The 21,599-nt window shown below is 69.8% G+C and carries 17 protein-coding genes; 12 read left to right on the top strand and 5 right to left on the bottom strand.

Features of this window, described 5'->3' with window-relative positions; all coding sequences use genetic code 11:
- Positions 1–126: 126 nt before the first annotated feature.
- From M2283_RS39770 to M2283_RS39735, 8 genes are all read left to right on the top strand, one after another.
- A complete protein-coding gene (locus tag M2283_RS39770; protein WP_280881400.1) occupies positions 127–882 on the top strand; it encodes a TIGR03089 family protein in 756 nt (251 codons plus the stop codon).
- Positions 883–1,012: 130 nt separating this feature from the next.
- A complete protein-coding gene (locus tag M2283_RS39765) occupies positions 1,013–2,320 on the top strand; it encodes an LCP family protein (protein ID WP_280881399.1) in 1,308 nt (435 codons plus the stop codon).
- A gap of 229 nt (positions 2,321–2,549) precedes the next feature.
- On the top strand, positions 2,550–4,292 hold the full coding sequence (locus M2283_RS39760; protein WP_280881398.1) for an LCP family protein: 1,743 nt from the start codon (positions 2,550–2,552) through the stop codon (positions 4,290–4,292).
- Between the two features lie 90 nt (positions 4,293–4,382).
- Complete coding sequence (locus tag M2283_RS39755) at positions 4,383–6,056, top strand: LCP family protein (RefSeq protein ID WP_280881397.1); 1,674 nt, start codon at positions 4,383–4,385, stop codon at positions 6,054–6,056.
- A 134-nt stretch (positions 6,057–6,190) separates the two neighbouring features.
- The gene (locus M2283_RS39750; RefSeq protein WP_280881396.1) at positions 6,191–7,888 is read left to right on the top strand and encodes an LCP family protein; all 1,698 of its coding nucleotides are present in this window, start codon (positions 6,191–6,193) and stop codon (positions 7,886–7,888) included.
- Positions 7,889–7,988: 100 nt separating this feature from the next.
- Positions 7,989–9,563 (top strand): LCP family protein, encoded by a 1,575-nt coding sequence (locus M2283_RS39745; protein WP_432423190.1) that lies wholly within the window; start codon positions 7,989–7,991, stop codon positions 9,561–9,563.
- Positions 9,564–9,746: 183 nt separating this feature from the next.
- Entirely contained in the window at positions 9,747–11,291 is a 1,545-nt protein-coding gene (locus tag M2283_RS39740; RefSeq protein ID WP_280881430.1) for an LCP family protein, read from the top strand.
- Between the two features lie 25 nt (positions 11,292–11,316).
- Complete coding sequence (locus tag M2283_RS39735) at positions 11,317–12,255, top strand: squalene/phytoene synthase family protein (protein ID WP_280881394.1); 939 nt, start codon at positions 11,317–11,319, stop codon at positions 12,253–12,255.
- A gap of 140 nt (positions 12,256–12,395) precedes the next feature.
- Here M2283_RS39735 and M2283_RS39730 read toward each other — a convergent pair whose 3' ends face one another.
- Positions 12,396–13,439: a glycosyltransferase family 2 protein gene (locus M2283_RS39730; protein ID WP_280881393.1), complete on the bottom strand. Its 1,044-nt coding sequence runs from the start codon at positions 13,437–13,439 to the stop codon at positions 12,396–12,398.
- 248 nt (positions 13,440–13,687) lie between these two features.
- Here M2283_RS39730 and M2283_RS39725 point away from each other — a divergent pair, with 248 nt between their 5' ends.
- The gene (locus tag M2283_RS39725; protein WP_280881429.1) at positions 13,688–15,049 is read left to right on the top strand and encodes an LCP family protein; all 1,362 of its coding nucleotides are present in this window, start codon (positions 13,688–13,690) and stop codon (positions 15,047–15,049) included.
- 13 nt (positions 15,050–15,062) lie between these two features.
- Here the strand turns inward: M2283_RS39725 and M2283_RS39720 are convergent, their stop codons facing one another.
- Positions 15,063–15,695 (bottom strand): HAD family hydrolase, encoded by a 633-nt coding sequence (locus tag M2283_RS39720; RefSeq protein ID WP_280881392.1) that lies wholly within the window; start codon positions 15,693–15,695, stop codon positions 15,063–15,065.
- A complete protein-coding gene (locus M2283_RS39715; protein WP_280881391.1) occupies positions 15,688–17,001 on the bottom strand; it encodes an LCP family protein in 1,314 nt (437 codons plus the stop codon). The genes M2283_RS39720 and M2283_RS39715 overlap by 8 nt, the downstream gene beginning before the upstream one ends.
- A gap of 119 nt (positions 17,002–17,120) precedes the next feature.
- Between M2283_RS39715 and M2283_RS39710 the strand changes: the two genes are divergently transcribed.
- The gene (locus tag M2283_RS39710; RefSeq protein WP_280881390.1) at positions 17,121–17,696 is read left to right on the top strand and encodes an acyl-CoA thioesterase; all 576 of its coding nucleotides are present in this window, start codon (positions 17,121–17,123) and stop codon (positions 17,694–17,696) included.
- A 92-nt stretch (positions 17,697–17,788) separates the two neighbouring features.
- Here M2283_RS39710 and M2283_RS39705 read toward each other — a convergent pair whose 3' ends face one another.
- Positions 17,789–18,946: an acyl-CoA dehydrogenase family protein gene (locus tag M2283_RS39705; RefSeq protein ID WP_280881389.1), complete on the bottom strand. Its 1,158-nt coding sequence runs from the start codon at positions 18,944–18,946 to the stop codon at positions 17,789–17,791.
- Between the two features lie 201 nt (positions 18,947–19,147).
- Here M2283_RS39705 and M2283_RS39700 point away from each other — a divergent pair, with 201 nt between their 5' ends.
- Complete coding sequence (locus M2283_RS39700) at positions 19,148–20,491, top strand: UDP-glucose dehydrogenase family protein (RefSeq protein ID WP_280881388.1); 1,344 nt, start codon at positions 19,148–19,150, stop codon at positions 20,489–20,491.
- Between the two features lie 159 nt (positions 20,492–20,650).
- Here the strand turns inward: M2283_RS39700 and M2283_RS39695 are convergent, their stop codons facing one another.
- Complete coding sequence (locus M2283_RS39695; protein WP_280881387.1) at positions 20,651–21,154, bottom strand: CGNR zinc finger domain-containing protein; 504 nt, start codon at positions 21,152–21,154, stop codon at positions 20,651–20,653.
- An 83-nt stretch (positions 21,155–21,237) separates the two neighbouring features.
- Here M2283_RS39695 and M2283_RS39690 point away from each other — a divergent pair, with 83 nt between their 5' ends.
- Positions 21,238–21,597, top strand: coding sequence for a VOC family protein (locus tag M2283_RS39690; RefSeq protein ID WP_280881386.1), 360 nt, complete (start codon positions 21,238–21,240; stop codon positions 21,595–21,597).
- The last annotated feature ends 2 nt before the right edge of the window (positions 21,598–21,599 follow it).

Below are 21,599 nucleotides of genomic sequence, written 5' to 3'. Positions count from 1 at the left end.
TCCGATGTTGGACATAGTCATATATATCTGTCCATCCGGGAACTGACGGACCGTCGGCTGCCGTTCCGCCGAACCGGTGGCCTCGCACCCGGCCGCGCACCGCCCCTCCCGCGTACCCTTGCGCGGGTGAACGCCACCGACCGCACCCCTGCCGACCTGCTGCGTTCCGCGCTCGCCGCGGACCCGGGACGCCCCCTGGTGACCTTCTACGACGACGCCACGGGCGAGCGCGTGGAATTGTCCGTGGCCACCTTCGCCAATTGGGTGGCCAAGACCGCGAACCTCCTCCAGAGCGACCTCGCCGCCGCGCCCGGCGACCGGGTCGCGCTGCTGCTGCCCGCGCACTGGCAGACGGCGGTGTGGCTGCTGGCGTGCGCGTCGGTGGGCGTGGTCGCGGACGTGGGCGGGGACGCCGCGGCGGCCGACGTGGTCGTGAGCGGGCCCGACTCGCTGGACGCGGCGCGGGCGTGCCGGGGTGAGCGGGTCGCCCTCGCGCTGCGGCCGTTGGGCGGACGGTTCCCGCAGGCCCCGGAGGGCTTCGCCGACTACGCCGTCGAGGTGCCGAGCCAGGGGGACCGGTTCGCGCCGTTCTCGCCGGTGGATCCCGAGGAGCCCGCGCTGATCGTGGCCGGGCGGAGGTTCAGCGGGGCCGAGGTCGTCGAGCGGGCTCGGGAGGAGGCGACGGGACTCGGACTCACGGGGCCCGCGTCGCGAATCCTGTCGGGGCTGTCGTACGACACCTGGGAAGGGCTCAACGCCGGGCTGTACGGACCTCTCGCGACCGGCGGGTCCGTGGTGCTGTGCCGGAATCTCGACCAGCTGGGCGAGGACGCCCTGGCCAAGCGGATCGAGAGCGAGCGGGTCACCGCCACGGCGAGGTAGGACACCAGGTGGGGTAACGCCCCCGCTCCCCCGTTCGGCCCAGCTCCGCTCACCCCTCGGACGCCATCCACGACATGGTCGTAAGAGCAGACCGCGCCGCATGCTCGTACGTCATGAGGGGGATCCGCACGTGGACGACAGCGCAGGCACCCTCGGGCCCGGCGCCGGATCGTCGGCGAGCGGTAAGGGGCTCATACGGCGGCGTCGGCGGAAGTGGGTCAAGTACGGGGGGCTCGGGGTCGCCCTGCTGGTGGTCGTGGCCGCCGGGGGCGGGTGGGTCCTCTACGCGAAGCTCGACGGGAACATCACGCCCGACGACGCGGCGGCGGCCGAGCTCGCGCGGTACGACAGGGAGCGGCCGACCTCGCTCGTCAAGGACGCGCAGAACATCCTGCTGATCGGGTCGGACTCGCGGTCCGGAGACGGCAACGCGCGCTACGGGCGGGACTCGGGGACCGAGCGGTCGGACACCACGATCCTGCTGCATCTGGCCGCCGGGCGGGGCGGCGCCACCGCCGTCTCGTTGCCGCGGGACCTGATGGTGGACGTGCCGGCCTGTCTGCGGCCGGACGGGACCCGGACCGAGCCGATGTTCGCGATGTTCAACTACGCGTTCCAGACGGGCGGTTCGGCCTGCACCATCCGGACCGTCGAGAAACTGACGAACGTGCGGATCGACCATCACATGGTCGTCGACTTTCACGGGTTCAAGGAGATGGTCGACGCGGTGGACGGCGTGGAGATCTGTCTGCGCAGGTCCATCCACGACAAGGCCGCCAAGCTGAGCCTGCCGGCCGGCAACGTGACGCTCGACGGGGAGCAGGCGCTCGGCTATGTGCGTGCCCGCAAGTCCCTAGGCAACGGCAGCGACACCGACCGGATGGACCGTCAGCAGCGGTTCCTCGGGGCGCTGGTCAACAAGGTGCGCGGCAATGACGTACTGCTGAATCCGGTGAAGCTCTATCCCGTGCTGGACGCGGCGACTTCGTCGCTGACGACCGATCCGGATCTGGCGAGCCTGCGCGGGTTGTACGAACTCGTGCGCGGGGTACGCGACATCCCCACGGAACGTGTGCAATTCCTTACCGTGCCGCGGGAGTCGTACGTCTACAACGCCAATCGTGACCAGCTCGTGGAACCCGAGGCCGAGAAACTGTTCGAACGACTGCGCACGGACGCGCCGCTCGCGGTGGCGAAGGAAGTTCCGCGGGATTCCACCATAAAGAGCCGCAATTCGACGTCCGACGGCGAGGAGAACTCGTACGGGGACGAGGGCGGGGATTCGTACGAGGGGTCGTACGAAGACGCGTATGACTACGGCCCGTATGGGGATGACGACGGAAAGGCAGGCGGAAAGCGGCCCGACGAGCCCGCCGCCGATGTTTCTCCCGGGCCGACGTTCCGGGGCAACACCGCCGCCGAAGACATGTGCGGGTAAAGCGCTCACCAAATCGGCGCACTAATGTCCGAGAAAATGGGCGAATTGACCAGTTGCCCGGACGTGTAATTCGTCACCGCGGTCCCCCGGCGCTGAACAGGGCGGATAGTGTGAGCGATCCGGTGCGTTCGGCCGCGAGGTGCTTCCTGGCGTCGTGCACTGTGTGACCGACGAGCGTCTTGTAGGGGGGAAGACGCTTGCGTTGCCCCGACGGAGGATTCGGACAACCGTGGACGCGCAAAGCCGTGGGCGGGCGGACGACATCGACCCCGCAGACCAGTGGGTACTCAACCCGAACACCGGTGAATACGAACTGCGACTGACCCCTTCCGCACCGCAATCAGGTGTGCCGGGGCCGCGTAGCTCCGCCCCGCAGGGCGCGGTCCGTGCGGCGGCGCCCGGGCGGGCGGCAGGACGGGCGACGCCGCAGGCTCCCGAGCGCGAGGCTCCGCCCTCGCGTCGGCGGCGCGGTGCGCCCGAGGAGCCGTTGCCGGGGCGGCGCGGCCGGCGGCCGGTGAAGAAGAAGTCCCGTACGAAGAAGGTCCTGTTGTGGACCGGCGGCATCATGGCGTTCGTGCTGGTGGGCACGGCCAGTGCCGCCTACCTCTACATCGAGCACCTCAACGACAACATCACGGCCGTCTCCGACGACGGCGCGAGCACCGGTGGCTTCAACAAGGACAAGGCGATCAACATCCTGTTGATCGGCACCGACAAGCGCACCGGCGCGGGCAACACGAACTACGGCGACTCCGGCAGCGTCGGCCACGCCGACACCACGATCCTGCTGCACGTCTCCAAGGACCGCTCCAACGCGACCGCGTTGAGCATCCCGCGCGACCTGATCACCGACGTACCGGACTGCCCGACCAGCCAGGACGACGGCTCCTCCAAGGTCATCGCGGGCTCGACCGACGTCCGCTTCAACACCAGCCTGGGCCAGGACGAACGGACGCCCAGCTGCACCATGCGGACCGTCACCGAGCTGACCGGGATCACGCCGGACAACTTCATGGTGGCCGACTTCAACGCCGTGAAGACGCTGACCGACGCGGTCGGCGGGGTCGAGGTCTGTCTGGCCAAGGACATCGACGACCCGGACTCGCATCTGAAGCTGGACAAGGGCACGCACAACATCTCGGGCGAGCAGGCGCTGGCCTTCGTGCGCACCCGGCACTCGGTGGGCTTCGGCGGTGACCTGAGCCGGATCACGCTCCAACAGCAGTTCCTGAGCGCGCTGATGCGGAAGCTGAAGTCCAACTCCACGCTCACCAACCCGACGAAGATGCTGAAGCTCGCGGAGACCGGCACCAAGGCGCTGACCGTCGACTCCAAGCTCGACAGCATCGGCAAGCTGAAGGACCTCGGTCTGGAGCTGGGCAAGCTCAACCCGAAGAACCTGACCTTCACCACGGTCCCGGTCGTCGACAACCCGGCCGAGAAGGTCGCGGCGACGGTCGTCCTCAACGACACGACGGCGCCGCAGGTCTTCGACATGATCAAGAACGATGTGTCGTTCACCGCGGTCAAGCAGCAGAAGAAGAAGGAAGCCGCCGCCGTGGCCGCCCGGTTGAAGGGCACCAAGTCGGCCGCCGCGGATGTGCGGGTCCGGATCCTCAACGGCGGTGCCGCCGCCGGCAGCGCGCAGGCGGAGTTGAACTACCTGCAGAACGACGAGGGTGTCCTCAAGTCCGAGAACGCCGGCAACGCGGACGCGGCGCTGGCGAGGACGACCCTCGAATACGCCCCCGACCAGGCCGACCAGGCCCGCCGCCTGGCCGCCGTCATGGGCCTGTCCGGCTCGGCCCTGAAGCCGGGCAAGAGCGTGACCAACTCCCAGGGTCTGCCGACCATGACGCTCACTCTGGGCAAGGACTTCAAGGGCGCGGGGGTCAAGCTCAACGCCTCTTCGGGGTCGACGCCCGAGGGGGTCCAGAAGTCCACCGCGGACAAGGTCGAGTGCGCCAAGTGACCTGAGGGGCCTGGCGTGCGTCTAACAAGGCGCACGGCAGGCCCGTTTCTTTTTGACTTCATTTCGGCGCAGGGGTGGGGAGACAGGGGAATGACGCAGAGCAGTGTGCAGGGGGAAGGGACGTCCGAAGGCGTCCGGCACGCTCCACAACAGGACCGCGGTACTCCTGAGCAGGACCGGAGCGCTCCTGAAAAGGACCGCGGCGGCGACGACGGCTCCGCCGGTCCGGACGCGTCCGGCCGCCGCAGACGGCCGCCGCAGCGCGGACACCGGGTGCTGCGCTGGTCGGCGATGACCCTGTCGGTCCTGATACTCGGGACGGCCGGCGCCGGATACCTCTACTACGAGCACCTGAACAGCAACATCGAGAAGGGCCAGCGCAGCAGCGGCGACTCGAAGGCGCGGAAGACCAGTCCCAACGCGGACGGGCAGACGCCGATGAACATCCTGCTGATCGGCTCCGACAGCCGTAACTCCGCCGCGAACGTCAAGCTCGGCGGCTCCAAGAACGACGTCGGCAGCCCGCCGCGCGGCGACGTGCAGATGCTCATCCACCTCTCCGCGGACCGCAAGAGCGCCGCGATGGTCAGCATCCCGCGGGACACCCGGGTCGACATCCCCAAGTGCACGGACCCCGACACCGGTACGAAGTACCCGGCGACCAACACCATCATCAACGAGTCGCTGGCCCGCGGCGGCGCCGGCTGCACGCTGGCCACCTGGGAGAACCTCACCGGGGTCTACATCGACCACTGGATGACGATCGACTTCGCCGGCGTGGTGCGGATGGCGGACGCCATCGGCGGCGTCGCCGTCTGTGTGCGGCAGAACGTGTGGGACCACCCGACGGCCGCCGTGCCCGGCGGTTCGGGACTGAAGCTGACGGCCGGCACGCACAAGGTCAAGGGCGAGAAGGCGCTGCAGTGGCTGCGCACCCGGCACGCCTGGGGCAGCGACCTGATGCGGGCCAAGGCCCAGCACCAGTACCTCAACTCGATGATGCGCACCCTTACGAAGCAGAACGTCTTCACCGACACCGGGCGGCTGACGGGGCTGGCCGAGGCGGCCACCAAGTCGCTGACGGTCTCCGAGGAGATCGGCACCGTCAAGAAGCTGTACGACCTGGGCATGCAGCTCAAGTCGGTGCCGTCCGACCGGATCACGTCGCTGACGATGCCGAACGTCGCGGACGTCGAGAACGGCGACCACGTGGTGCCGGACGCCACCAACGCCGACAAGCTGTGGCAGATGCTCCGCGACGACGTGCCGCTCGACAAGAACGGCAAGGCCTCGGACGCCAAGAAGAAGAGCAAGAACACGAGTACGGCCACCAAGGCGCCCTCGGTCGACACGGGCGCGCTCGGTGTGCTGGTGCAGAACGCCACCAGCAGCTCCGACCGGGCGCCGGTCTCCGGCCGGGCCCGCGCGATCACCCAGGTGCTCACCGGCAAGGGCTTCACCAGGGCCGCGGCGGACACGACGGCGACGCTGTCCGAGGAGAAGACGGTGGTGCGCTACCCGAGCGCCGACCTGGAGGGGGACGCCCAGTCCGTCGCCAAGTCCCTCGGAATTCCGCTGAGTTCGGTGAAAAAGTCGACCGATGTGTCGGGAGTCACGGTCGTGGTGGGCGCCGACTGGCGGGAGGGCACGGCGTATCCGAAGCAGTCCGCACCGCAGGCCGGTGACCTGCCGGACAACGCCGACGCCATCAACGGCTCGGACGAGGGCCAGTGCATGGATGTGTACGCGCCCTATCGCTGGTAGCGGATCCGCGTTCGAGATTGAGAGGGAATGACCACTTGTAGGGGGGCAGGTTTGCCCGGTGGCGACACCTGAGGCGGAGCTGTGCGGTTAGTGTGGGCGATCCAGCGCCGCGCCTGACGGAGGACTCATACACCGTGGACGTGCAAGGCCGTGGCCGTGCGGACGGCATCGACCCCGCAGATCAGTGGGTGCTCAACCCGACCACCGGCGACTACGAGCTGCGCCTGACGCCGTCCGCGCCTCCGTCGGCGGTCCCGGGCCCGCGCAGACCGGCCCCCCGGGATCCCGCACCCCGTGACCCCGCCCCGCGGGGCACGGGCCATACGCCGCCCCCGGGGACGAGCGCGGGCCGGCGCGGTCGGCGCCCGGTGCCGAGGAAGCCGAAGGCCTCGCGGGCGAAGAAGGTCCTGCTGTGGACCGGCGGCACCATGGCGTTCGTCCTGGTCGCCACCGCGGGAGGCGCCTACTTCTACCTCAAGCACCTCGAAGGCAACGTGGCGACGACCGACATCGGCGACGCGGGCAAGAGCGGCTTCAGCAAGGACGAGGCCTTCAACATCCTGATCATCGGTACGGACAAGCGCACCGGCGACGGCAACGAGGGCTACGGCGACCAGGGCAGCGTCGGCCACGCCGACACCAACATCCTGCTGCACGTCTCCAAGGACCGTACGAACGCGACCGCGTTGAGCATCCCGCGTGACCTGATCGTCGACATCCCCGACTGCCCGACCAAGCAGGCCGACGGCACCGAGAAGGTCGTCGCGGGGCAGCAGGACGTCCGCTTCAACCGGAGCCTGGGCGAGAGCGGCCGGGACCCGGGCTGCACCATGCGCACGGTGAAGGAGACCACGGGGATCTCGGTCGACCACTTCATGATGGCCGACTTCAACGCGGTCAAGACGCTGACGACGGCGGTGGACGGCGTCACGGTCTGCCTGGAGCACGCCGTCAAGGACAAGCAGTCCAAGCTCGACCTGCCCGCGGGCGAGTCCAAGGTCGAGGGCGAGCAGGCCCTCGCCTTCGTGCGCACCCGGCACAGCTTCGGCAACGAGGGCGACCTCGACCGCATCAAGGTGCAGCAGCAGTTCCTCGGTTCGCTGATGCGCAAGATGTCCTCCGGCGACACGCTCACCAGCCCCACCAAGCTGCTGAAGCTGGCCGAGGCCGCCACCAAGGCGCTCACCGTGGACAGCGCCATCGGCAAGGTCGGCACGCTCAAGGACATGGCCCTGGAGCTGAAGAAGGTGCCGACGAAGAACATCTCCTTCACGACGGTGCCGGTGCTGGACAACCCGGCCGAGACGATCAAGGCGACGGTCGTCGTCAACGAGTCGACCGGGCCCCAGCTCTTCGACATGATCCAGAACGACGTCTCGCTCACCGCGGTCAAGCAGCAGAAGAAGAAGGAAGCCGCCGCCGTGGCCGCCCGGCTCAAGGGCACCAAGTCGGCCGCCTCCGAGGTCCGGGTGCGCATCCTCAACGGCGGTGCCGCGGCCGGAAGTGCGCAGGCCGAGCTGAGCTACCTGCAGAACGACGAGGGCGTCGCCAAGTCCGAGAACGCCGGCAACGCGGACGCCGCACTGGCGAGGACGACCCTCGAATACGCCCCCGCCCAGGCCGACCAGGCCCGCCGACTGGCCGCCATCCTCGGCCTGTCCGGCTCCGCCATGAAGCCCGGCGAGAGCGTCACCAACTCCCAGGGCGTGCCCGCCATGACGCTCACCCTCGGCAAGGACTTCAAGGGCGCCGGCATCAAGCTCAACTCCTCCGCCGCGGCGAGCGTCGACGTCGACAAGTCCACGGCCGACAAGGTCCAGTGCGCCGGTTAACCGGGCGGTAACGCGGATCAGCGCAACCTCACGGGCCCTTCGTATGTCTCCAGAACGTACGGGGGGCCGGTGGGAGGACGGGTAAGTGACGCAGGGGACTGTGCGGGAGGCCGATTCTGCCGCCGCGGGGGACGGTGCCGGTGACGGCACCGGCGCCGCCGAAGGCTACGGGCGGCACGGCGGGGGCGGCACGGCGCCGCGGCGATTCCGGCTGTTGAAATGGTTCGGGCTCACGCTCGCCGTGCTCATGGTCGGCACGGCCGGGGCCGGTTACCTCTACTACGAGCACCTCAACGCCAACATCAAGAAGGACGACCTGAACCTCGGCGACAACAAGGTCGCCGCGCCCACGCCGAACGCGGCCGGGCAGACCCCGCTGAACCTGCTGATCATCGGCTCGGACGCGCGGGACACCAAGGAGAACCAGGAACTCGGCGGCGCCCGGGAGACCTTCGGCTCCACCCCGCTCGCCGACGTCCAGATGCTGGTCCACCTGTCCGCCGACCGGTCCAACATGTCGGTCGTCAGCATGCCCCGCGACACCCTCGTGCGCATACCGAAGTGCACCGACCCCGACGGCGGCGAGGTGTACTCGGCGAGCGACGGGCGGGTGATGACCAACCAGAGCCTCGGGCGCGGTGGTCCGGGCTGCACGGTGGCCACCTGGGAGAAGCTGACCGGTGTGCACATCGACCACTTCATGATGGTCGACTTCTCCGGCGTGGTGTCCATGGCCGACGCGATAGGCGGCGTCCCGGTCTGCGTGGACGCCAACATCTACTCCCGCGACAGCTCGGGCCACGGCTCCGGGCTGAAGCTGAAGAAGGGCACCACGTCCATCAAGGGCGAGAAGGCGCTGCGGTGGCTGCGCACGCGGTACGGCTTCGAGGACGGCAGCGACCTCGCCCGCGCCAAGGCCCAGCACATGTACATGAACTCGATGGTCCGCGAACTGCGCGAGAACGCCACGCTCGGCAACCCGGGCAAGCTGCGCACCCTCGCCGAGAAGGCCACCGCCGCCCTCACCGTCGACCCGGGCCTGGACACCGTCAAGAAGCTCTACGACCTCAGCAACGAGCTGCGGAAGGTCGCGCCGAAGCGGATCACCATGACGACCATGCCGAATCGTTACGTCGGCGCGCGCGTCGAGCCCACCGACGACGCCGACCAGCTGTTCCGGCTGGTGCGCGAGGACATCGCGCTGGACGGCAAGGACAAGAAGAAGACGGCGGAGGACCGGACCTCGGACGACCCCGCGGCCGCTCCCGGCGCGATCGGCGTCCGGGTGCAGAACGGCACCCGCACCGACACCCTCGGGGCTGCCTCCGGGCGGGCGGGTACGGTCGCCGGGCTGCTGGCGGAGAAGGGCTACACCAAGGCCGCCGCCGACCAGGGCACGATCCTGAGCAAGGCCCGCACGGTCGTCCGCTACCCGAGCGCCGACCTGGAGGGCGACGCCCAGGCGGTCGCCAAGTCCCTCGGGATTCCGCTGAGTTCGGTGAAGAAGTCGACGGACGTCTCCGGGGTCACGCTCGTCGTGGGCGCCGACTGGCGCGAGGGCAGGGCGTACAAGGCGCCCAAGCAGGACGACAGGACACCGAAGACGGCCGAGGCGCTCAACGGGGCGGACGAGGAGGCGTGCATGCACGTCAACCCCGGGTTCACATGGTCCTGAGCCGCGGACCCGCAGGGTCCTGAGCTGACAGCCCGCGCTTCCCCTTCAGGACCCACAGCGAACTCCTAACTCCCTACAGAATGATGAGCCCGCTCGGTCGGCCGCCGTCAGGCGCAGGGGTGGGAGGGCACTGAGTTGACGCAGAACAGCGTGCGCGCCAAGGTTCCGGCGGTCGAGGACACCATGTCTCTGACACCGCAGGCCGGCGGGCGGCGCGGACGTGGTCCAAGGGGTGACCGAAAACGTCGTGGACGGCGGATCCTGCGCTGGACGGCGACCGTCACCGCGCTGGTGACGGTGGGCACGGCCGGCGCCGGTTACCTCTACTACCGCCACCTCAACGCCAACATCGAGAAGGACGCCCTCAACATCGGCGACTCCAAGGACCGGGCGGCCGAGTCGAAGGCGAACGCGGCCGGGCAGACGCCGCTGAACATCCTGCTGATCGGCTCGGACGCGCGGGACTCGGCGGAGAACCAGAAGCTCGGCGGCGCCAAGGACACGTACAACACCGCCCCGCGCGCGGACGTCCAGATGCTGCTGCACGTCTCCGCCGACCGCACGAACATGTCGGTCGTCAGCATGCCCCGCGACACCCTGGTCGACATCCCCGAGTGCACGGACCCCGACACCGGCAAGGTGTACCCGGCGAGCACCTCGGCGATGACCAACACCACCCTGGAACGCGGTGGCCCGGGCTGCGCGGTGGCCACCTGGGAGAAGCTGACCGACATCCACATCGACCACTTCATGATGGTCGACTTCTCCGGCGTGGTCTCCATGGCGGACGCCATCGGCGGCGTCCCGGTCTGCGTCGACGCCAACATCTACTCCCACACCTCCTCGGGCCACGGCTCGGGCCTGAAGCTGGAGAAGGGGACCACGTCCATCAAGGGCGAGCAGGCCCTCCAATGGCTGCGTACGCGCTACGGGTTCGAGGACGGCAGCGACATCGCGCGCACCAAGGCCCAGCACATGTACATGAACTCGATGGTCCGCCGGCTGCGCGCCAACACCACCCTGAGCAACCCCGGCAAGCTGCGCAAGCTGGCCGAGACGGCCACGAAGGCGCTGACGGTGGACGACGGGCTCGGCACGGTGGCGAAGCTCTACGACGTGTCCACGGAGCTGAAGAAGGTGCCCACCGCGCGCATCACGATGACGACGATGCCGTGGGTGTACTCCGCCGACGGCAACCGGGTGCTGCCCAAGGCCACCGACGCGGAGAAGCTGTGGCGGCTGGTCCGCGAGGACATCGCGCTGGACGGCAAGGACAAGAAGAAGACCAGCACGGCGACCAGGACGACCGACAAGGCAGCGGCAGACGACGAGATCGCTGTGACGGTGCAGAACGGGACCAGGTCCGACGGGGAGTCGGCGGTGACCGGGCGGGCCGGCGCGGTCGCCCAACTCCTCGTCGGCAAGGGCTTCGACAAGGCGGTCGCGGACTCCTCGGCACTGCTCAGCCAGGCCGAGACGGTCGTCCGCTACCCGTCGGCCGATCTCCAGGCCGACGCCCAGCGGGTCGCCAAGTCGCTCGGGATTCCGGTGAGTTCGGTGAAGAGGTCCACGGCCGTTTCCGGTGTCACACTGGTGGTCGGCGTGGACTGGCGCTCGGGGGCGAAGTACACCGCCGAGGACGACACCACACCGGCCTCGGCGAGCGCTCTCAACGGCGCGGACAGCAAGGCCTGTATGCATGTCGACCCGGACTACACCTGGTCCTAATCAAACGCAGCTCGACGGGAGAGTCGTGATCCGTTGGTCCACCGCCCTGACTCAGGCGGGAATCACCGATCCGCGTCTGCGCAGAACCTACGACGCCCAGCGCACGCTGGTCCGCCGGTTCGCGCTGCACGAGTACGTCGCGACCCGGCTCCTGCTGCCGGCGCGCCTTCATCCGCCGGTGGTCGCCGCGGTGTCCTACATGCACGCGACCGACGAGCTGATCGACACCGGTGCCGTGCGCGACCGCCATACGGCCCTGCGCGCCTGGGAGGCCGAGACCACAGCGGCCCTCGACGGCGACGAACTACCCGAGAACGGCACCTTCTTGGCGCTCCGGGACGCCGTCCACCATCACCCGTACCTGGCCGCGCGGGTGCGGGCCTTCCTCGACGGCGCGCCCGTGGAGGCCAGTTGGACCGGCTTCGAGACGGAGGCCGACTTCCAGGCGTACGTGGACAGTTACGCGCTGCCCGCCCTGATGCTCACCGCGTCGCTGATCGCGCCCGATCCCGACGTCGGGGCGGACGAGCCGTTCGTCGCCGGGTGCCGGGCCCTGATCGAAGGAATGCAGCGCACCGATTTCCTGGCCGACCTCTCCGAGGACGCGGGCTGCGGCCGGATCGGCATACCCCGGGACGAACTGGCCCTGCACGGGCTGAAGTTCGGGGATCTGCTGAGCAAGTCGCAGGAGTGCGTGCCCGCGTTGGACGGCCTGATCCAGGCGCAGGCCGACCGTGCCGAGGCCGCGCTCGCGGAGGGCCGGGGGCTGCCCGAGCTCGTCGCGCCCGAGTACCGCCCGTTCCTCGACGCCCTGATCGCCGTCCAGGACCTCCGCCTCGCCGCCGTACGCCGCGCGGGAGGCGAGCTGCTGCACCGCGCGGCGGGACCGTCGCCGACCGCCTCGCTGCGGGTGCTGTCCCGGCAGTACCGCCGCGCACGGGCCGAACGGCGCGCGCGGCGATAGCGGCCGACGCGGCGGTAGCTCACCACCGGGCGGCTGACACGGCGCCGGCCCCACGGCAGGCAGCCGACACGGCGGCGGCCCACCGACAAGCAACCGGTCCGCGGTGACAGCGTGCCGGGTCGATCGCTGCCCGGCACCGCTCAGCTCGCGGTGAGCACCGCCGGGCGGCGGGACGCGATGACCTTCCTGGCCAGTGACTTGGGGCTGGTCAGGAAGCCCCAGCCCCAGCACATGTGCATGGTGGCGAGGGCGACGGGGATCTGCAGGCGTGCCTTCAGCGGCAGGCCCTTGCCCGCCGGGAGCGAGCCCAGCGCGATCGCCGCGAGATAGCCGGCGGGGACCACGAGGCCCCAGGGCGTCAGGGCCGCGCCGACCACGATGCCGGCCGCGATGGCGAGCAGGGCCGTCGGCGGGGCGAGGTAGCGCAGGTTGATGGAGCCCTCGTGGAAGCGGGCGACGACGTGCCGCCAGCGGCCGTAGTCCTTGTACTGCTTGGCCAGCGCCCTCACGGTCGGCCTCGGGCGGTACGACACCTTCAGCTCCGGCGAGAACCAGATCAGGCCCCCCGCCTCGCGGATGCGGAAGTTCAGCTCCCAGTCCTGGGCGCGGATGAACTCCTCGTTGTAGCCGCCCTGTTGCTCCAGCGCCTCGCGCCGGAACACCCCGAGGTAGACCGTCTCGGCCTCCCCGGCGGCGCCGCCCGTGTGGAAGACGGCGTTGCCCACGCCGATCTTCGACGTCATCGCGGCGGCGACGGCGTGCTCCCAGTCGTTCTCGCCCTCGGCGTGCATGATGCCGCCGACGTTCTGCGCGCCGGTCTCCTCCAGGAGCCGTACGGCGGTGGCGATGTAGTTCGGCGAGAGCATGCCGTGGCCGTCGACGCGGACGACGATCGGATGGCGGGAGGCCTTGATCGCGGCGTTGAGGGCCGCGGGGGTGCGGCCGGTCGGGTTCGGGACGGTGTGTACGCGCTTGTTTGCGGAGGACGCGGTCTCTGCCACGAGCTCGGCCGCGATCTCGTCCGTACGGTCCGACGAGGGACCGATGGCGATCACGACCTCCATCTCGCCGTCGTACTCCTGCGCGAGGATCGCTTGGACGGCTCCGCGCAGATGCCGCTCCTCGTCGAGGACGGGCATGATCACAGATACGGCGGGGAGTCGCACGTCGGAATTGGCGTTCATCGGTGCTCACGTTACCGCGAACGGGGGACACGTTCGCGCCCCACCGGGGCGGCGGACCGGGCCACAGATCGTATGGACCTACGGTGCTCACGGATCCCACGTACGGCCGTCGCCCGGAGGTGTCCCCCTTGCCCACGCCGCCACGGTCCGCCGCCCCCGCCCGCCCCAAGCGCCGCCCCCAGCCGCCCCGAGCGCCACAGGGGCGCTCGCCCAGGCCCCCCGTACGGCGCAAGAAGCCGCGCTGGGCCATGCGGGCGGTGACGACACTGTCCGTCGTCGTCCTCGCCTCGGCCGGCATCGGGCACGCGGTGGTCACCAGCCTGGACGCGGACATCGCCCGCGTCGACCCCTTCAAGGACATGAAGAACCGCCCGCGCGCGGGCCACGGCATGAACGTCCTGCTGGTCGGCACGGACGGCCGCGACAAGATCAGCGAGAAGGAGCGGCGCCGCTACCGCCTGGGCGGCGCGCCCTGCCACTGCACCGACACGATCATGATCGTGCACATCTCCGAGGACCGGGAGCGGGCCAGCGTGGTCAGCCTGCCGCGCGACTCGTACGCCATGACGCCCCCGCACGTCGACGAGACCACCGGACACCACCACAGGGGCCACCCCATCAAGCTCAACGCGGCCTACGCGGAGGGCGGCCCGAACCTCACCGTGCGCACCGTCGAGGACATGACCCATGTGAAGGTCGACCACTATCTGGAGGTCGACTTCACCAGCTTCATGAAGACGGTGGACGTGCTCGGCGGGGTGAAGGTCTGCACGGCCGCCCCCCTCAAGGACACCTACACCGGCCTGAACCTCCCGGCCGGCAGCCACACCCTGATGGGCGGCCAGGCCCTCCAGTACGTCCGCGCCCGGCACGTCGACGGCGCCTCCGACCTCAGCCGGATGAAGCGTCAGCAGCGCTTCCTGGCGGCTCTCATCGACCGGGCCACGTCCTCCGGGATCCTGCTCAACCCGATGAAGTTCCGCGACGTGACCCGGGCCGTGCTCGGCTCGGTCCGCGCGGACAAGGGCTTCGGCACCGACGAACTGCTCGACCTCGGCCGGGCGATGCGCGACTTCTCCCCCTCCTCCTCGGAGTTCACGACGGTCCCCATCGGCCGGATGGGATACGCCGTCAAGGGCGTCGGCTCGACCCTGAAGTGGGACACCGCCAAGGCGGGCCGCCTCTTCCGCGCCCTGAACGACGACAAGCCGCTCACCGCGCACCGGCCGGTCAGCAAGGCGGTCCGGGTGGATGTGGCCCCGCAGCAGATCCGGGTCCAGGTCGAGAACGGGACGCCCACGGCGGGCCTCGGCAAGCGCGTGGACTCGGCGCTGGCCGGCACGGGCTTCCGTACCACCCGGGCGCCGGCGAACGCGGCCGACCGGACCGTGAAGCGCACGGTGGTGGCCTACGACCCCCGCTGGGACCGCTCGGCGAAGTCGCTGGCCGCCGCGCTGCCGGGCAGCGAGCTACGGCCGGTCAAGGGCCTGGGGCCGACGCTGAAGGTGATCGCGGGCGCGGACTTCCGTCAGGTGCGCAAGGTGCGCGCGGACGATCCGTACCAGGGCGAGTCCGGGGTGGTGACGGGCGACCAGGTGGTGTGCCCGTGACCGGCCCCGGTGATCACCTGAACAGGGGCTCCAACGCCCGCTCCAGGTCCGCCGGTTCGCGGAAGTGGACGGTGTGCATGCCGAGGGCGGCGGCCGCGGTCACGTTCTCCTCGCCGTCGTCGACGAAGAGACAGCGGTCGGGGCCGACGCCGGCCAGGTCGGCGGCGAGACGGTAGATGCGCGGGTCGGGCTTGGCCAGGCCCACCCGCGCGCTGTTGACGACGTGGTCGGCGAGGTCGCTCAGGCCCATCGAGTCCAGGTCGGACTCCAGCTCCAGGGCCGCGTTGGAGACCAGGACCAGCGGGACCCGGACGCGGGCCCGGCGCAGCAGGCCCACCACCTCGTCGTCCGCGTGGAAGGGCGACTCGAGCAGGGCGCGGGCCAGGTCGAACGCCGTGTGCGGCTCGGGCACCAGATCGGCGAGGTCCGCCGCGATCGCCTCCGCCCACTCCTGCGAGGTGATCTCACCCAGCAGCAACGGCAGATACGCGTCCAGCGCGAACGCCACCTTCTTGGTGGTGCCCTCGGCGATCCCGGCCACCCGCTCCAGCGCCTCCAGGCGCCCGGAGTCGAAGGACCGGATCACGTTGTCCACATCGCACAGAACCGCCCCGAAGGGCGGTCTGCCGTTGCCGGTGTCAGTCACTCGACACCGTGACCTTCTGGTCGTTGTTCAACTCGTTCACCAGCGTCTTGACCTTCGCCTTGTCCCAGAGGAGGTTGCCGCCGCTGGAACCCGAGATCGGCATGTTCATGGAAGTGCCGTCGCCGCCGCTGACGCCCTTCATCGCGAAGAACATGGACGCCAGGTCCCACAGGCTCATGTCCTTGTCGACGCTCAGCGAGTCAAGGCCCGCGCCGAGGGTCGGGTAGAGCTTGAAGGGGTTGAGGATCGTCGACGGGGTCGCCACCTGGTGGGCCAGGGCGGACAGGAACTTCTGCTGGTTCTTGGTGCGCTGCAGGTCCGAGGCGGCGAAGGCGTGCCGGGTACGGACGAAGGCCAGGGCCTGCTCGCCGTTCAGCTTCTGCTTGCCGGCCTTGAAGTCGGCGCCCGAGTACTTGTCCTTGAAGGCCTGGTCGATGTCGATGGTCACGCCGCCGACCGAGTCCACGATGTTCGCGAAACCGGCGAAGCCGATCTCGACGTAGTGGTCGATGTGCAGACCCATGTTGAACTCGACGGCGCGTACCAGCAGGGTCGGGCCGTCCTCGGCGTAGGCCGCGTTCAGCTTGGTGTGCCGACCGGTGGCCGCGTAGGTCTTGCCGGAGGTCGAGCCCTTGTACGACGGGATCTCGACGTCCGAGTCGCGCGGCAGCGAGATCAGGGTGTCGCCGCTGTCGCCGACGTGCAGGATCATCATCGAGTCGGTGCGCTTGCCCTCGGCCGAGCCGGTGTGCAGGTCCTTCTTCTGCGCGTCGGACAGGCCGGCGCGGCTGTCGGAGCCGACGATCAGGTAGTTCGTGCCGTCGCCCGCCTCGGGACGGTCGATGACCTTGGACAGGTCGACGTCACGGTTGAGCTTGGAGTCGGCCCAGAAGTAGGTCGCGACCGACGTCACCACCAGCACGGTGACCAGCGTGATCGCCATCCACTTGATGCGGCGCCGCCAGTTCGGCCGGGGTCGCCCCTCGCCCTGGTAGCCGTCGCCGCCGTGGCCCCCGCCGCCCGGCGAACCGTAGACCTGGCCGGTGTTGTAGCCGTCACCGGCCGCGCCCTGGCCGTAGCCGGCGTACCCCTGGCCGTCGTCGTACCCCTGACCGCCGTATCCCTGCTGCTGCGGAACTCCGTTGCCGTAGGGCGGTGCGGACGGGCCGGAGCCCCCGTACGCGCCCGAGGCGGGCCGACGAACCTGCCGCATGACGCGTGCAGGGTCGGGCTGTGCGCTGCCGCTGCCTCGTCCGTACCCGCCGCCGCGGTTGTTGTCGGACCATTCCTCGGGCCAATCGTTCATGGGGCCCAGTGTGCAGGGCGCGGCCATGTCCTTTACAAGGGTCGTCGGAAAATCAGGGCACTGCTGTTGCCAACCCGACACAAAGTCCCCGGATGTCACCGCGGCATAAGGTGGAGGCCATGACAGATCAGGCCCTCGCAGCGGAGTCGGACAGCCGGGACACCCCGGATACCCCGGACATCCCCGGCAAGCCCACGTCGGCGTCCCGGACCACGCTGAGCCACATCATGACCAACAGCGACACCAACCTGTTGGGCACCGTGCACGGCGGCGTGATCATGAAGCTGGTCGACGACGCGGCGGGCGCCGTGGCCGGCCGGCACAGCGGCGGGCCCGCGGTCACCGCGTCCATGGACGAGATGGCGTTCCTGGAGCCGGTCCGCGTCGGCGACCTGGTCCATGTGAAGGCGCAGGTCAACTGGACCGGCCGGACCTCCATGGAGGTCGGCGTGCGGGTCCTGGCCGAGCGCTGGAACGAGTCGACCCCGGCCACCCAGGTCGGCTCGGCCTACCTGGTCTTCGCGGCCGTGGACGCGGACGGCAAGCCGCGTCCGGTGCCGCAGGTGATCCCGGAGACCGAGCGCGACGAGCGGCGCAACCAGGAGGCCCAGATCCGCCGCACGCACCGCCTGGCACGCCGGCGGGCGATCATGGAGCTGCGGGAGAAGCGGGCGGCGGAGGGCCTGGCCGACTGACGACTGCCCACCGGCCCCCGAAGCGACTTCGGGGGCCGGTGGGTCTGTTACAGAACGGTCAGTTACGGACTTTTCTGTTACAGAAAGGGCTGTTACGGAAGGTTCCGCGCCATGACGATGCGCTGGACCTGGTTGGTGCCCTCGTAGATCTGCGTGATCTTCGCGTCGCGCATCATGCGCTCCACCGGGTAGTCCCGCGTGTACCCGTACCCGCCGAGCAGCTGGACCGCGTCCGTCGTGACCTCCATCGCCGCGTCCGACGCGAAGCACTTCGCGGCGGCGCCCAGGTAGGTCAGGTCGGCGTCACCGCGCTGCGAGGCGGCGGCGGCCTGGTAGGTGAGGGCGCGGGCGGCCGAGATCTTCATCGCCATGTCGGCGAGCATGAACTGGATGCCCTGGAAGTCGGCGATCGCCTTGCCGAACTGCTTGCGCTCCTGGACATAGCCCTTGGCGTAGTCGAGGGCACCCTGGGCGATGCCGAGGGCCTGGGCCGCGATGGTGATGCGGGTGTGGTCCAGGGTCTTCATCGCCGTCGCGAAGCCCGTGCCCTCCTCGCCGATCATGCGGTCGGCGGGGATGCGGACGTTGTCGAGGTAGACCTCGCGGGTCGGGGAGCCCTTGATGCCGAGCTTCTTCTCGGGGGCGCCGAAGGAGACGCCCTCGTCGGACTTCTCCACGACGAAGGCCGAGATGCCCTTCGAGCGCTTCTCGGGGTCCGTCACGGCCATCACCGTGTAGTACTCGCTGACGCCCGCGTTGGTGATCCAGCGCTTGACGCCGTTGAGGACGTAGTGGTCGCCGTCGCGGACCGCCTTCGTCTTCATGCCGGCCGCGTCGGAACCGGCGTCCGGCTCGGACAGGGCGTAGGAGAACATGCCGTCGCCCTTGGCGAGCGGGGTCATGTACTTCTTCTTCAGGTCCTCGGAGCCGGAGAGGATCACCGGCAGCGAGCCGAGCTTGTTCACCGCGGGGATCAGCGAGGAGGACGCGCAGACGCGGGCCACCTCCTCGATCACGATGACCGTGGCGAGCGCGTCGGCTCCCCCGCCGCCGTACTCCTCGGGGACGTGCACCGCGTGCAGGTCGTTCGCCACGAGGGCGTCGTGCGCCTCCTGCGGGAAGCGGGCCTCCTCGTCCACCGCGGCGGCGTACGGCGCGATCTTCGCCTCGGCCAGTGAACGGATCGCGTCGCGGAGCATGTCGTGCTCCTCGGACGGGCGGTACAGGTCGAAATCAGCCGATCCGGCCAAGGTCTCTCACGCTCCAAGGACGCTTCTGACGCACTGTGGTGACGGCGCTAATTACCGTTAAGTAACTCAAATTTTAGGGGCCCGCCCACGGGAGTGATACGTGAGCTTGGCGACAGAGGGAAAGGTGCCCGTGGAAGGCCCTTTCCACGCCCCGGTTATGCTCGGGCACCGCAGCAGCAGCCGTACCCCTCGGGAGCCCCCATGAGCCTCAAGATCACCGTGATCGGCACCGGCTATCTCGGCGCCACACACGCCGCGGCCATGGCCGAGCTCGGTTTCGAGGTGCTGGGGCTGGACGTCGTGCCCGAGAAGATCGAGATGCTCAAGCGGGGCGAGGTCCCGATGTACGAGCCGGGTCTCGAAGAGCTGCTGCGCAAGCACGTCGCCGGCATCGAGGGATCCAGCGGGCGGCTGCGCTTCACCATGGACTTCGCGGAGGTGGCGGCCTTCGGTGACGTGCACTTCGTGTGCGTGAACACCCCGCAGCGGCACGGCGAGTACGCCGCCGACATGTCGTACGTCGATGCCGCGATCGCCTCTCTCGCCCCGCACCTCACAGGACCCGCCCTGGTCGTCGGCAAGTCGACCGTGCCCGTCGGCTCGGCCGACCGGCTCGCCGCCTACCTCGCCGCGAACGCACCGGCGGGCGCGGACGCCGAGCTGGCCTGGAACCCCGAGTTCCTGCGCGAGGGATACGCCGTCCAGGACACCCTGCACCCCGACCGGATCGTGGTCGGCGTGCGCAGCGAGCGGGCGGAGAAGCTGCTGCGCGAGGTGTACGCGACGCCGGTCTCCGACGCGACGCCGTTCGTGGTCACCGACTTCCCCACCGCCGAGCTGGTGAAGACCTCCGCGAACTCCTTCCTCGCCACCAAGATCTCCTTCATCAACGCGATGGCGGAGGTCTGCGAGGCCGCCGACGGCGATGTCGCCAAGCTCGCCGAGGCGATCGGCTACGACGACCGGATCGGGAAGAAGTTCCTGCGGGCCGGCATCGGCTTCGGCGGCGGCTGTCTGCCCAAGGACATCCGGGCGTTCATGGCCCGGGCCGGCGAGCTGGGCGCGGACCAGGCGCTGACCTTCCTGCGCGAGATCGACTCGATCAACATGCGCCAGCGCGGCCGCATGGTGGAGCTGACCCGGGAGGCGCTCGGGGGCGGTTCCTTCCTCGGCAAGCGGGTCGCGGTCCTCGGCGCCGCCTTCAAGCCCGACTCGGACGACGTCCGGGACTCCCCCGCACTGAACGTCGCCGGCCAGATCCACCTCCAGGGCGGCCAGGTCACGGTGTACGACCCCAAGGGCATGAACAACGCCCGCCGGCTCTTCCCGACCCTGGGCTACGCCGACACGGCCCTGGACGCCGTCCGCGGCGCCGATGTCGTACTCCACCTGACCGAGTGGCAGGAGTTCCGCGACCTGGACCCGGCCGCACTCGGCGCGGTCGCCTCGCACCGGCTGGTCCTCGACGGCCGCAACGCCCTCGACTCGGAGCTGTGGCGCAAGGCGGGCTGGACGTACCGGGCGATGGGCCGCCCGACGGCGTAACACCGCACCGCGGCACCTCGCCCGACGGCTGGACAGGCGACGCCGGTTCGGCCGAGGCTCAGTCGGCCGAACCGGCGTCTGGCTGCATTCTGCACCACCGGACCGGCCCACAGCCGGGGAACCGGTCGGCCCGGCACCCCGACATCCTGGCGCCGGGACCTACTTGGCCCGGTACCGGCGCATCTTCGCCCGCGCCCCGCACACCTGCATCGAGCACCAGCGCCCGCGTCCCGCCGGGCTGCGGTCGTAGTACGCCCAGTGGCAGGTCGGGGCCTCGCAGGCCTTGAGGCGGGGCCAGGTGCCCTCCACGAGGGAACCGGCGATCGCCGCCGCCACCCGGGAGAGCAGGGGCCGCGCCGCGCCGGCCGGAGCGAGGCCGGCCGAGCCGTCTGCCGTGTCGACCGTCACCCGCAACGGCGCCGACGCCAGCAGGTCGTCGAGGGGCGTGACGGACGCGTGCGGCGAGTGACCGGCGTGGGCCAGCAGCGCGGCCCGCAGGGATTCGCGCAGCTCGCGCGCCCCGGCGACCTCGTCCTCCGTGAGCCCGAAGCGGTCGCGGCCGTCCGCGGTGTCGAGGGCGTCGGCCCCCGACTCGATGTCCAGCGTGTTCACCAGGGACTCGACCAGAGCCAACTCCCCCGGTGCGGCCGATCTCTCACTCATGCTTGCGACGTTACCTCTTGTACGAGAGCATGCAGTAACCGTTACCGATTGCACCTCGCTACAGGTAACTAGGAGGAGTCATCATGGCCATCGCCAAGCTGGGCGCCGTCGTCCTGGACTGTCCCGACCCCCGCGCGCTCGCCGGTTTCTACGCCGAGATCCTGGGCGGCACCGTCGAGGGCGAGGGGGACTGGGTGGACCTCAAGGTGCCCGACGGGCAGTCGCTGTCGTTCCAGGAGGCCCCGGGCCACGTACCGCCGAAGTGGCCCGCGCCCGACCACTCCCAGCAGTTCCACCTCGACCTCACCGTCGAGGACCTGGACGCGGCCGAGGCGGGCATCCTGGCGCTCGGCGCGAAGACGCTGGACGCCGACGACCGCTCGCGGACGTTCCGTGTGTACGCGGATCCGGCGGGGCACCCGTTCTGCCTCTGCGCAGGCTGAAC

It is taken from the genome of Streptomyces pseudovenezuelae (genome assembly GCF_029892565.1).
Taxonomy (GTDB): domain Bacteria; phylum Actinomycetota; class Actinomycetes; order Streptomycetales; family Streptomycetaceae; genus Streptomyces; species Streptomyces pseudovenezuelae_A.
This window is presented reverse-complemented; position numbering and strand designations above follow the sequence as displayed.

Coding starts and splice junctions, on each gene's coding strand:
- M2283_RS39755 (WP_280881397.1), top strand. CDS start 4,383: ATGACGCAGAGCAGTGTGCAGGGGGAAGGGACGTCCGAAGGCGTCCGG.
- M2283_RS39740 (WP_280881430.1), top strand. CDS start 9,747: ATGTCTCTGACACCGCAGGCCGGCGGGCGGCGCGGACGTGGTCCAAGG.
- M2283_RS39730 (WP_280881393.1), bottom strand. CDS start 13,439: ATGAACGCCAATTCCGACGTGCGACTCCCCGCCGTATCTGTGATCATG.
- M2283_RS39725 (WP_280881429.1), top strand. CDS start 13,688: ATGCGGGCGGTGACGACACTGTCCGTCGTCGTCCTCGCCTCGGCCGGC.
- M2283_RS39715 (WP_280881391.1), bottom strand. CDS start 17,001: ATGAACGATTGGCCCGAGGAATGGTCCGACAACAACCGCGGCGGCGGG.
- M2283_RS39710 (WP_280881390.1), top strand. CDS start 17,121: ATGACAGATCAGGCCCTCGCAGCGGAGTCGGACAGCCGGGACACCCCG.
- M2283_RS39700 (WP_280881388.1), top strand. CDS start 19,148: ATGAGCCTCAAGATCACCGTGATCGGCACCGGCTATCTCGGCGCCACA.
- M2283_RS39695 (WP_280881387.1), bottom strand. CDS start 21,154: ATGAGTGAGAGATCGGCCGCACCGGGGGAGTTGGCTCTGGTCGAGTCC.
- M2283_RS39690 (WP_280881386.1), top strand. CDS start 21,238: ATGGCCATCGCCAAGCTGGGCGCCGTCGTCCTGGACTGTCCCGACCCC.